This window comes from Corallococcus sp. AS-1-12 (assembly GCF_020036995.1).
Classification (GTDB): domain Bacteria; phylum Myxococcota; class Myxococcia; order Myxococcales; family Myxococcaceae; genus Corallococcus.
Genome location: NZ_JAIQDD010000019.1, coordinates 83,907 through 95,752, shown reverse-complemented (window position 1 = coordinate 95,752; position 11,846 = coordinate 83,907). Strand labels below are relative to the sequence as shown.

The following is an 11,846-nucleotide window of genomic DNA, read 5'->3' as shown; positions in this document are numbered from 1 at the left end:
TGGGGAATGCTTCCCAGATTGCAACCGTGGAGGGATTGGGTGCCCTTCTCCTAGAATCCTCCGCTCCATTCGTGAAGTGAGAGGGATTACCTGGACCAGAACACCCTGAACAAGCTGCTCACCGTCGGCGTCCAGAACGGGGCTTCGGACATCCACTTCCGTCCTGGGGATCCGCCCATCTACCGGGTGAACGGCGTGCTGCGGCCGTTGAAGATGGAAAAGCTCCAGGCGGACCACACGAAGCAGGTCGCGCTGCATGTGATGAACGATCCGCTGATGAAGGCGCAGATCGACAGTGTGCAGGAATGCGACTCGTCCTACAGCCTGCCGGGCGTGGCGCGTTTCCGGGTGAACATCTACCGGCAGCGCGGCTCGCTGGCCTGCATCCTGCGCATCATCCCGGATGAGATTCCCAGCATCGACGGGCTGGGCCTGCCGCAGGTACTGAAGACCATCGCGGGCAACGAGCGCGGGCTGGTGCTGGTGACGGGCGCCACGGGGTCCGGCAAGAGCTCCACGCTGGCGTCGATGATCAACCACATCAACCACACGGAGAGCCTGCACATCCTCACCATCGAGGACCCCATCGAGTTCATCTACAAGAACGTGAAGTCCTCCATCTCCCAGCGCGAGATCGGCCCGGACACGGCGAACTTCGCCATCGCGCTGCGGGCGGCGCTGCGTCAGGACCCGGACGTCATCCTGGTGGGCGAGATGCGCGACACGGAGACCATCGACATCGCGCTGAAGGCCTCGGAGACGGGGCACCTGGTGCTGTCCACGGTGCACACCACGGACGCGTCGCGCACCATCAACCGCCTGGTGTCGGTGTTCCCCGCGGAGGAGCAGACCATGGTGCGCATGCGCCTGGCGGACTCGCTCAAGGCGACCGTCTCCCAGCGCCTGCTGCCCAGGGCCACCGGCAAGGGCCGCACGGTGGCGCTGGAGATCATGGTGCAGACGAAGACGGTGGAGCAGTACATCCGGGACGACCGCGCCGCGGAGCTGAAGGACGTCATCGAGAAGGGCCGCGACATGTTCGGCATGCAGTCCTTCGATCAGCACCTGACGCAGTTGTACCGCGCGGGCGACATCACGCTGGAGACGGCGCAGAGCGCGGCCTCCAACCCGGCGGACTTCCAGCGCGCGCTCGAGTTCGAGTGAGAGCGCGCGCCGGAAGCTGAGCGCTTCGGCCTACTTCTTCGCGGACGGCTTGTTGATGTTCGCGAAGAAGTCGTTGCCCTTGTCATCCACGACGATGAAGGCCGGGAAGTCGACCACGTCGATCTTCCACACGGCCTCCATGCCCAGCTCGGCGTACTCCAGCACCTCCACCTTCTTGATGCAGTCCTGCGCCAGGCGCGCGGCCGGGCCGCCGATGGAGCCCAGGTAGAAGCCGCCGTGCTTCTTGCAGGCCTCCGTGACGGCCGGGGAGCGGTTGCCCTTGGCCAGCATCACGAAGCTGCCGCCCTCCGCCTGGAACTGATCCACGTACGCGTCCATGCGGCCCGCGGTGGTGGGGCCGAAGGAGCCGGACGCGTAGCCCTCCGGCGTCTTCGCCGGGCCCGCGTAGTAGACCATGTGGTCCTTGAGGTACTGGGGCATGCCCTCGCCCCGGTCCAGCCGCTCCTTGATCTTCGCGTGCGCGATGTCGCGCGCCACCACCAGCGAGCCGGACAGGGACAGGCGCGTCTTGATGGGGTAGCGCGACAGCTCCGCGCGCAGGTCGCTCATGGGGCGGTTCAGGTCCAGCTTCACCACGTCGCCGGACAGGTCCGTGTCCGTCGTCTCCGGCAGGTACTTCGCGGGGTCCGTCTCCAGCGCCTCCAGGAAGACGCCGTCGCGCGTAATCTTCCCCAGCGCCTGGCGGTCCGCGGAGCACGACACGGCGATGGCCACCGGGCAGGACGCGCCGTGGCGGGGCAGGCGGATGACGCGCACGTCGTGGCAGAAGTACTTGCCGCCGAACTGCGCGCCAATGCCGGTGCGCTGGGTGAGCTTGAGCACCTCCTGCTCCAGCTCCACGTCGCGGAAGCCCCGGCCCAGCGCGTTGCCGCTGGTGGGCAGCGAATCCAGATAGCGCGCGGAGGCGTACTTCGCCGTCTTCAGCGCGAACTCCGCGGACGTGCCGCCCACCACGATGGCCAGGTGGTACGGCGGGCACGCGGCGGTGCCCAGCGAGCGGATCTTCTGCTCCAGGAACGCCAGCAGGCTCTGCGGGTTGAGGACGGCCTTCGTCTCCTGGAAGAGGTAGCTCTTGTTCGCGGAGCCGCCGCCCTTGGCCATGAAGAGGAACTTGTAGGCGTCGCCGTCGGTCGCGTAGAGCTCGATCTGCGCGGGCAGGTTGTTGCCCGTGTTGACCTCCTTGTACATGTCCAGCGGCGCCATCTGCGAGTAGCGCAGGTTGGACGTGAGGTACGTGTCGAACACGCCCCGGGAGATGGCCGCCTCGTCGCCGCCTCGGGTGAGGACGTACTGGCCCTTCTTGCCCATCACGATGGCGGTGCCGGTGTCCTGGCAGGAGGGCAGCACGCCGCCCGCGGCGATGTTCGCGTTCTTGAGCAGCTCCAGCGCCACGAACCGGTCGTTGGACGACGCCTCCGGGTCCTTGAGGATGTTGTTGAGCTGCTGCAGGTGACCCGGGCGCAGCAGGTGCGAGATGTCCCGCATGGCCTCGCGGGTGAGCAGCGTGAGCGCCTCCGGCTCCACCTGGAGGAAGCTGCGTCCGCCGGCCTCGAACGTGGAGACGCCCTCCTTCGTGAGCAGGCGGTAGGGCGTCTCGTCCTTGCCAAGCGGCAGCATGTCCTGGAACTGGAAGTCACTCATCGCGGGAGGGTCTCTTCGAGAAGGGGTGGACGGCGGGGGACTCTACTCACGGGGCGGCGGGCATTGGCGGCACTTCGTAGAGGTAGACAGGCGTGCGGTACAGGTCCTGGAGCCTCACGAAGCGCACCGGCTTCCAACCCCGGAGCCCGAAGGTGTGGCTCAGGATGCGGGCCCCTGGCGGCAGCTCGGCCGCGAAGCGGGGCGCCAGGCGCGTCATGATGCCCGGGGACAGGTAGCAGACGACGCAGGTTGCGTCCTGGAAGGACGCGGCGAAGAAGTCCCCGCGGACGAGCGTGAGGTTCGCGCGGGGGGAGAGCCGCTGGCGCAGCCGGCTGAAGAGCCAGGGCAGCCAGGACAGCTCGTACGCGACGACGCGCGCCTGGGGGCAGTGGTCCGCCAGGCTGAAGGCCACGTCGCCCCAGCCCGAGCCCAGGTCCAGCACCGTGCCCCGGGTGTCCCCCGGGAGCATGGCCAGGAGCGCCCGCCGCACCCGGGGCGAGCTGGGCATGGGCGGCGCGCCGGTGCGAAGCGTGGAGACGACGATGGACAGCACCCCCACGAGGGGCACCGCCCAGAGGAGCAGGAGCAGGAGGAGGGAGCCGGTCGCGCTCACGGTCAGGCGCGCATCATCGCGCGGGAGCGCCCGCTCGTGGGGCCCTACTTGCGAGGGGGGTGGCTGGCCTCCGCGCGGACCACCCGGGGCGCGCTCGACTCCGGCGGAGGGCTGACGCGGGCGGGGGCGGGCGCCTCAGGCTCGATGAGCGCCCGGCCGAACACGAGGCACATCGCGGCCCCTACGCAGAGTGCCAGCACGTGGAAGTAGTACGCCATGGGACGTGAGTCCAAGCACGGACCATACCACCGGCGACCCTCCTCGGGAGGTGGGGGCGGGCGCGCCCCGGTTGTGTCCTTCCCGGCTACAAGCCCCGTCGGCCGGTGGCCCTCCAGGCAACAGCCCCCTCACCCGGCGTCAAGCCGCCGCGGGGCACGGCCTTCACCCGGCGCCCGGGCGGCCTCAGACGGAGGGCGCGGACTCGGTGGCGTCCTGTTCCGGGCGGGGCGGGCGGTGGGCGGCGGACTCCAGCCGGTCCACGTCGCGCAGCTCCGGGAAGAGCCAGGCCCAGAGGCCCACGACGACGAGCGTGCCCACGGCGCCAATCACCACCGCGTGCACGGCGCCCAGGGCCTCGGCGAGCGAGCCCGCGCGGAACTCGCCCAGCTCGTTGGAGGCGCCGATGCACATCATGTTCACCGCGCCCACGCGGCCGCGCATGTCGTCCGGCGTGGAGACCAGCTCCAGCGTGTGGCGCACCACCACGCTCACCATGTCCGCCGCTCCGCCAATGGCCAGCGCCGCGAGCGACAGGGGCAGGGACGTGCTCAGGCCGAACACCAGCGTGGCCGCGCCGAACACCGCCACCGCGCCGAACATCTTCCACCCGGCGTGGCCGCCCAGCGGACGGAACGCGAGCAGCACCGCCACCACCGCCGCGCCCGCGGCCGGAGCGCTGCGCAGCAGCCCCAGGCCCCACGGGCCGGTGTGCAGCACGTCGCGCGCGTAGATGGGCAACAGCGCCACCGCGCCGCCCAGCAGCACCGCGAACAGGTCCAGGGTGAGGCTGCCCAAGAGCAGCCGCTTCTGGCGCACGAAGCGCAGCCCCGCGACGAGCGTCGTCAAGGAGATGGGCTCGCGCGACGCGCTGCCGGTGCGCACCTGGAGCGAGAGGATCCACACCACCGTGAGCGCGCACAGCGACGCGGACGTGATGTAGACGCCCTTGCCGCCCAGCCACCCGTAGAGCAGGCCGCCCACGGCGGGGCCGGCGATGGTGGCCACCTGCCACGTGGTGGAGTTCACCGCCACCGCGCGCGTCAGCTCCTCCGGCGGCACCAGGTAGGGCGTGAGCGCGGAGCCCGCGGGCGCGTAGAAGGCCCTCGCGGTGCCGAACAGCACCAGCACCCCGTAGACGAAGCGCACGTCCTCGATGTGGCCCAGCGTGAAGGACAGCAGCAGCAGGCTGCACACCAGCATCACGCCCTGGCACAGGGCCAGGATGCGCCGGCGGTCGTAGCGGTCCGCCACCTGCCCGCCCAGCAGGCTGAAGGCGAGGAAGGGGACGAACTGGGCCAGGCCCGTGTAGCCCAGCGCGAGCGCGCTCCCGGTGAGCTCGTACACCTGCCAGCCGATGGCCACCGACTCGATCTGCGCCGCGAGCACCGCGCACAGGCGGGCCACCTGGTACAGCCGGAAGTCGCGGTGACGGAAGACGGACGTGGCGAGGACGGAGGGGGTGGCCATGGAGGTGGCTGCGCTGTAACGCAGCCCGTCCCCCACCGCCAGCGGCAAGGGGCGCCCGGGCCCCGGCGCGGCTTATGAGGTCGCGCGCATCCGGTTCAGCCGGTCGTAGTGGCGGTAGCCCAGCTTGTCGAGCGCGGCGGGCGGCGCCAGCCCGATGTCCACCAGCGTCTTGATGTCGTACGTGCCCGCGAGCACCGGCGGCGCGTAGTTGGCCACCGCCTCCGGCGTGCGGAAGCCGGGCAGCGGGAAGAGCACCTGGCTGGTGTGCACGTGCATGAAGTGCGCGGCGGACTGGCGCTGCCACCCCGGCACTCCCGGCGCGGTGATGACGTGCGGCGTGGCCAGGAACGTGCCGCCGGTGAGGATCTCCAACTGCTGGCCCACCTGCGCCACGATGCAGCCCGCGGGCGCGGTGCCGCGCACCATGTGGCCGTTGGGCGCGTCCGGCGCCGCGCGGGTGCGCAGGTACAGGCCGCTCTGGTCATCCGGCTTCGCCGCGGGGCGGCCCGCCGGGTCCAGGAACCGGCCTCCGGGCAGCAGCGTCAGCAGGTTGAAGTCGGTGTGCTCCTCGCCCCAGAGGATGCCGGTGTTCACCTGGGTGGGGCCCAGCGGCAGGTACTGGAGCGCGCGCGTGACGTGGGGCGCCCGCTCGCACGCGGCGGTGAAGGTGGCCTCTGGCAGGTTCAGCGCCAGGGCGGCGCCGCGCAAGAGCTTGAGGCCGGCCTCGTGCAGCGCGGTGCCCAGGGTGAGCAGGCCCTCCTGGAAGAAGGGCGGCGCGTCGTCCGGCCAGATGTTCTCCGGGTACAGCTCCGGGAACTCCATGGCGGACTGCGGGTCCGTGGGCGTGGGCGCCGCGAAGTAGCACTCCTTGAAGTCCGGCTGCCCGTTGCTGGCGACAGCGACCTCCGTGTTGGGAGGCGTCCAGCCGCGCTGGTACCAGAGGTCCGCGCGGCCCAGGGGGCGCTTCTGCGCGTCCGGGCGGGCCACGAAGGCGGAGAACGCGTCGTAGAAGCGCTCCAGCGCCGGCGCGTCCACGCCGTGGTTCTTCACGAACACGAGGCCGAAGACGCCGAAGGCCTCGCGCAGGGCCGCCGCCGCGCGCTCCAGGCGCGCCGGTTCACCCGACGCCAGGTCCAAGAGGTCGACCGTCGGGATGTTCATCGTGGGGGTGTCCGCCATGGTGGGCCCAGGTGTATCGCGCCCGGGCCCGGCTGAGGAGGGGGAGCGTGCCCGCATGCCCCTCCTGCTTCCGGGGAAATCCTGGAAGCGCCCCCTACCGCCTCACGGCACCCATCAGCGCGCGGCGACGGTGACGTCCACCGGGGCGCACGTCACGGGGGTGGACTGGTAGGCGCCGCCCGGCCGGGGGACGTCCTCCTTGCGCGTGGCCACGTCCATCAGCGCGTCGCGGAAGGTGATGCGGTAGGTGCCCGGCTTCTTGAAGTCCCAGGCCTGCGTCACCTCCACGGTGTTCTCCACGCTCGCCCCCGGGGCGATGGCCGTGTAGCTGTCCGCGTTCGGTGCGGCGCGCTTCACCATGGGGCCCTGGTACGGGACCTCCTCGCCGTCGCGGGTCACCTCGAACACGGTGCCCAGGATGCCCTCCAGCGGCGTCTGCCACTTGAGCACCCAGACGGGGGACTCCGAGCGGTTGGTGAGCTTGAAGAGGACTTCGATGGGCTCGCCCGGCTTCGCCTTCGGGGGGACGCTGAGGGCGCACTCCAGCTTCGGGGTCGTCACGGCGGTGGGCTCCTTCGCGGGCTCGGCGGCGGGGGGCGGCGCGGGCGGCGGCGTCGCGGCGACGGGGGCCTGCGGTTGCGCGGGCGCTTCCGCGGGCTTCGGCGTACAGGCGGTGACGCCGGCGGCGCTCAGCACCGCGAGCCATGCGAGGTTTCTTCGTCCCAGCCCCATGACGTGACGCTCCTTGTGTCGGGTACGGCGAAAAGAAAAAAGGGGCGCGAGCCCATGCGGCCCGCGCCCCGAAGTCAACGGACCCGCGTCACCTTACGGCAGCGAGGGGTTGTTCTCCGCGAAGTATTCGTGGCTGTCCGCGTTGTCGCGCGCGCGCGTCGGGTTGGACTTGGCCAGGTTCTTCGCGGCCGTCTGGCCGTAGGCCCAGTCGTCCGTGCCGGCCACGACGGTGAAGTGGCTCATCTCGTGGACCAGCGTGCCGGCCTTGGAGTCCGTGCCCGTGGTGGGCGCGCTCCAGAAGGCGCCGCACACGTAGATCTTGTACGGCGAGGACGGGTACACGTACGCGTACGTCCCGCTCTCGTTGCAACTGCAGTCCACGACGACGGCGGCGGACGCGAACGCGTTCTTGATGCTGCTGAAGTGCGTCTTGATGGTGTTCCAGTTGGTGGTCGAGTACGTGCCGAACCAGGTGGTGAAGCGGCTGGTCGCGGACGGCGTCCCGCTCAGGTAGCTGTACGCGTTGTTGGAGTAGGTCTGCGCGCCGCTGAACGCGGACGCGATGGCGCTCTGCTCGGTGCTGGTGCACGCGCCGGAGTAGGACAGGCCCTGCGCCGTCACCTGGCGCATCGCCTCGGCCTCCTCGCGGCTGTTGCGGCGGCCCTCGATGAAGAGGCTGACCGAGTTGGACGACAGCGCCGCCACGCCCTCGCGCGCCTCCAGCTCGTAGCGGATGGTGTACGTGCCGGAGACGGACAGGTCATACGCGTCCGACACGGCGACCGGGCCGGAGATGCTCTGGCCGGGGGCCAGGGTGATGAGGTCCTCGGCGCGGCCCTGCACGCGCTTGAAGTGCGCGCCGGTGTACTCCACCGGCTGGCCGTCGCGGGACACCGACAGGCGGCCCTCGTTGAGGCCCTCGCCCGGCGCGTCCCACTTGTAGAGGCTCACCGGCGCGGAGGAGGTGTTCGTCAGCGTCACCTCCACCGTCACGCGCTCGCTGGCGGCCATGGAGGCCTTGCCAACGGAGACCCGCGCCGTCAGGGCGCCCTGGGCCTGCTCCGTGGCCTCGGTCGGGGTGGGCTCACCCTCCGCCGGAGGAGCGCCGCAACCGCTCAGCAGGGAGACGCCGACCACCGTGCCCATCAGCCACTTGAAACCGCGAAGGCTCTTGCTCACGAGGAACTTCCTTTCGGAAACGACGCGACGGAAAAACGCCCAGGGGGGAATGCCCGGGTCGGCATGCTTATAGGGGAAACCGGGCCCGCTGATGATGGCACGAAATACTGTGAAATAAATGCCTGCCGGCTATCCCGGTTCGCGCCGCGTCGCGGCCAACCGTGTCCTGGAGCGTTAGTCTTCACGCGGCAGGGATGGCCTGTGGCACCAACCCGGACCCGGGGAAGGGGTGGCGGACGATGCGCGCGGTGGTGTTCGAGCACGAGGAGCACGAGGGGCCGGGCCTCTTGGGGCCGGCGCTGGAGGCGGCGGGCTTCACGCTGGTGCGGCGCTTCCGGACGGTGAAGCGCGAGGACGTGGACGCGCCGCTGGTGGTGGTGATGGGCGGGCCCATGGGCGTGTACGAGGCGGACGCCCATCCGTTCCTGAATGAAGAGCTGGCCTTGCTGGGAGAGCGGCTGGCGAATGACCGCGCGTGCGTGGGCGTGTGCCTGGGTGCGCAGCTCCTGGCGGCGGCGTCGGGGGCGACGGTGTCGCCGGGGAAGAACGGCTTCGAGGTGGGCGTGGGGCCGGTGCGCTGGACGCAGGACGCGCTGAAGGACCCGGTGGTGGCGGGCGTGAAGCCGCGCACCGCGGTGGCGCACTGGCACGGGGACACGTACACGCCGGTGCCCGGCGCGACGCTGCTCGCGTCCACGGACCGGTACACGCAGCAGGCCTTCCGCCTGGGGCGCTCCTACGGCTTCCAGTTCCACCTGGAGCTGACGGCGCGGGAGCTGGGGCGCTGGCTGGAACTGGGCGCGCAGGACCTGGCGGCGCGGGGCAAGGACCTGGAGGCCTTGAAGGCGCAACTGCCCAAGCTGAAGGCGGCGGAGGCGGAGAACACGGAGCTGCTCCACCGGCTCGCGCATCAGTTGGCGAAGGGCCTACGCTGACGGCCGTCCAAGGCAAGGGGAGGGCCGGACGCCATGAAGCTGACCCGCCTGCACGTCCACCACTACCGAGGGCTCGCGCCGGACACGGTGCTGACGTTCGGCCCTGCCCTGAACGTGGTGGTGGGCGCGACGGGCAGCGGGCGCACGACGCTGCTGGAGCTGGTGTCCGCGGTGCTGTGCTCGGACTTCTCCGGGCTCCTGCGGGAGCCGTTCGCGCTGGACTACGCGCTGCGCTTCGACGCGCTCACGGTGGACGTGGCCGTGCGCAACGAGCCTCCCGCGGCCCTGCCCGCCACCGCCGGGGAGGGTGGCCCTGGCGCCGCGTTGGCGCTGCCGCCGGCGGCGCTGGCGCATGGGCTGATGCCCTCCATCGTGGCGACGGTGCGGTGGGACGCGGCGGAGGACGCGAGGCTCGTCATGCGCGCCAGCGCCACGGGCTTCGCGTGTGAGGTCGCGGGCGCGGCCGGCTTCTCCAAGCGCATGCACTGGTCGGTGTTGGACCGGTCCGTGTGGACGCTGCTCTTCATGGCCGCGCAGTACCTGGAGCGCGGCGTGAAGGACCGGCTGAAGGACCTGCTCCGGGAGACGTTCCTGCTGGCGCCGCCGCGCTTCGACGAGGCGCTGGGCATGTTCGAGCGCATCGGCGCCATCCGCTACGCGATGGAGCAGCGCGGTGAGGAGCTGTTCCCGCTGGGGCTCATGGCGCTGCCCACGTGGATGCCGGGCTGGCTGCGCGAGCAGGTGGAGCGCGAGCCCGTGCCCCCGTCGCTGCTCCTGCGCCACGACGCGCTGCCCCAGGGCTTCCTCGCGCGCTTCGTGACGCTGGCGGGGTTCGCCTCCGGCACGCTCACGGTGGACGTGACGGAGACCACGCCGTTGTCCCAGGGCGGGCGGCTGGGCTTCAGCGGCTTCCGCTTCGCGTTCGTGCGTCCGGACGGCACGCCGGTGGCGCAGGAGCAACTGGGCCATGGACAGAAGCGGCTGCTGTCCTTCCTCTACTACCTGGACGTGCACGAGGCCTTCGTCATCGCGGACGAGCTGGCGGACGGCCTGCATCCGGACCTGGTGCGCGCGTGCGTGCGGGACATGGGGGCGCGGCAGGCCTTCGTCACCAGCCAGAACCCGCTGCTGCTGGAGCAACTGGAGTTCGCCCACGCGGAGCAACTGCGCGCGTCGTTGATCCGCTGCGAGGCGGGCCCTGGACGGGGCGGCTGGCGGTGGACGCAGCCCACGCCGGAGGAGGCCGCGCGGTGGTTCGACGTGTACCGCGCGGGCTCCGTGCCGCTGGGCGCGGTGCTGCGCGCCCAGGGCTTCGGGTGACGCTCAGGGCGCCGTGGACCCCTTGAAGAGGAAGTCGTCGGTGAGGCCGCGCGAGACCAGGCTCCTTCCTCCAAGGTGGAGGGTGCCGGAGAAGTAGCCGATCCCCACGAACGCGCCCTGCTTGTTCACCGCCACGTCCGTGAAGAACGGGCGCCCGGTCGAGCTGTACGTGTGCCGCCACTGCGGGTGCCCCTCGATGCGCTCCAGCCTCGCGGTGAAGAGCGTGTAGCCGGAGGCGGAGTCCGGCTCGATGGAGGCGCCGCCCACGACGACGGCGTCGTCCTCCGCCACGGCGACCGCGCTGACGGCCTGCGGGTAGGCGCGGGCCCAGCGCTCCTCGCCGGCCCGGGTCCACGCGGCGAGGAAGCCCGCGCCCGGGACCGGGGGCGTGACGGTCCGGCCCCGGAACGTGAAGGCGCTGCTGAACTGGCCGCCCACCACCACGCGGTTGCCGTGCACGGCGATGCTGGCGGCTCCGCCCGACGCGCCCACCAGCGACCGGGCCCACTCCACCGTGCCCGAGGGGGACACCTTCCAGACCTGCGGGTCGGGGTACAGGATGCCCGCGACGTAGAAGGCGTCCGCCTCATCCACCGCGACGCTGGCGCCGACGCTCAGGATGAGCTGCTCGCGGAAGGTCCACTGCGCCGCGCCGGTGGCGTTGAACTTCGTGAGGAAGGCGGTCTCGACGTCCGTCACCTGCGAGGAGTTGGGCCCCAGGCCGAAGTCCACCGTGCGGAAGGCGGTGCCCGACATGGCGATGCCGTCCTGCGAGTCGGTGACCAGGTCCCGGGGTGAGATGTTGCCCGTGAAGTGCCGGGCCCACTGGAACTGCCCCGTCTTGCTCAGCTTCAGCAGGAAGGCCCCCGGCGGCTGGAGCCCCGCGCCCAGGTCGATGGCCTCGTTCGACGTCCCCGCGACGAGGACGTGGCGCTCCCGGTCCACCGTGAGCGCCACCGCGTTGACGAAGTTCTGTCCGCCAGGGGGCAGCACGCCCTCGTAGGCGCGGGTCCACAGGAGCGCGCCGGCCGTCGTGTACTTCGCCACCGCGAAGCCAAAGCTGTCGGGGTTCCCGGAGCCGACGGGGCCCGCGCCCAGGTCCACGCTGCCCTGGTAGAGGAACAGCGCGAGGATGTTGCCGTCGCGGTCGAAGGCCACCGCGTGGGCCTCGTCGAGCCGGCTGGAGCCCAGGTGCTTCACCCAGGCGAAGTCGTTCCACGCGGCACCGGCCTCCTGGCGCTGCGTCATCGGCCGCGGGGGTGGCCCGGCCGTCTCCGGAGGAGCGCACCGCGCGAGCGCCAGCACCGCCACGACGCCCCAGAGCAGGCGCCCGCCTCGAATCATCCGCATCGAACCCATGCTCGCTCCCGCCGTCC

At 71.2% G+C, this 11,846-nt stretch carries 11 protein-coding genes; 3 read left to right on the top strand and 8 right to left on the bottom strand.

The genetic code is table 11. The annotated features are described in order from the left end of the window. Window positions 1-90 precede the first annotated feature (90 nt). The gene (locus tag K8556_RS26115) at window positions 91-1,164 is read left to right on the top strand and encodes a type IV pilus twitching motility protein PilT (protein WP_223742864.1); all 1,074 of its coding nucleotides are present in this window, start codon (window positions 91-93) and stop codon (window positions 1,162-1,164) included. A gap of 30 nt (window positions 1,165-1,194) precedes the next feature. Here K8556_RS26115 and K8556_RS26110 read toward each other — a convergent pair whose 3' ends face one another. The 7 genes from K8556_RS26110 to K8556_RS26080 all read right to left on the bottom strand — a co-directional run bounded on the left by K8556_RS26110 (window position 1,195) and on the right by K8556_RS26080 (window position 8,215). After that, window positions 1,195-2,826, bottom strand: coding sequence for a fumarate hydratase (locus K8556_RS26110; RefSeq protein ID WP_223742809.1), 1,632 nt, complete (start codon window positions 2,824-2,826; stop codon window positions 1,195-1,197). Between the two features lie 46 nt (window positions 2,827-2,872). Next, entirely contained in the window at window positions 2,873-3,439 is a 567-nt protein-coding gene (locus tag K8556_RS26105; RefSeq protein ID WP_223742808.1) for a class I SAM-dependent methyltransferase, read from the bottom strand. Between the two features lie 44 nt (window positions 3,440-3,483). Further along, the gene (locus K8556_RS26100) at window positions 3,484-3,657 is read right to left on the bottom strand and encodes a hypothetical protein (RefSeq protein ID WP_223742807.1); all 174 of its coding nucleotides are present in this window, start codon (window positions 3,655-3,657) and stop codon (window positions 3,484-3,486) included. Window positions 3,658-3,841: 184 nt separating this feature from the next. Beyond that, window positions 3,842-5,125: an MFS transporter gene (locus tag K8556_RS26095; RefSeq protein WP_223742806.1), complete on the bottom strand. Its 1,284-nt coding sequence runs from the start codon at window positions 5,123-5,125 to the stop codon at window positions 3,842-3,844. Between the two features lie 72 nt (window positions 5,126-5,197). Then, window positions 5,198-6,304 (bottom strand): isopenicillin N synthase family oxygenase, encoded by a 1,107-nt coding sequence (locus tag K8556_RS26090; RefSeq protein ID WP_223742805.1) that lies wholly within the window; start codon window positions 6,302-6,304, stop codon window positions 5,198-5,200. Between the two features lie 114 nt (window positions 6,305-6,418). Then, window positions 6,419-7,036, bottom strand: a complete 618-nt coding sequence (locus K8556_RS26085) for a protease (RefSeq protein ID WP_223742804.1) — start codon at window positions 7,034-7,036, stop codon at window positions 6,419-6,421. Window positions 7,037-7,129: 93 nt separating this feature from the next. Further along, window positions 7,130-8,215, bottom strand: coding sequence for a M35 family metallo-endopeptidase (locus K8556_RS26080; protein WP_223742803.1), 1,086 nt, complete (start codon window positions 8,213-8,215; stop codon window positions 7,130-7,132). 239 nt (window positions 8,216-8,454) lie between these two features. Here K8556_RS26080 and K8556_RS26075 point away from each other — a divergent pair, with 239 nt between their 5' ends. After that, window positions 8,455-9,150: a glutamine amidotransferase gene (locus K8556_RS26075; RefSeq protein WP_223742802.1), complete on the top strand. Its 696-nt coding sequence runs from the start codon at window positions 8,455-8,457 to the stop codon at window positions 9,148-9,150. Between the two features lie 33 nt (window positions 9,151-9,183). Next, window positions 9,184-10,470: an ATP-binding protein gene (locus K8556_RS26070; protein WP_223742801.1), complete on the top strand. Its 1,287-nt coding sequence runs from the start codon at window positions 9,184-9,186 to the stop codon at window positions 10,468-10,470. A 3-nt stretch (window positions 10,471-10,473) separates the two neighbouring features. On the opposite strand, the gene K8556_RS26065 is transcribed toward K8556_RS26070, so the two are convergent. Beyond that, the gene (locus K8556_RS26065; protein ID WP_223742800.1) at window positions 10,474-11,820 is read right to left on the bottom strand and encodes a hypothetical protein; all 1,347 of its coding nucleotides are present in this window, start codon (window positions 11,818-11,820) and stop codon (window positions 10,474-10,476) included. Between the last annotated feature and the right edge of the window lie 26 nt (window positions 11,821-11,846).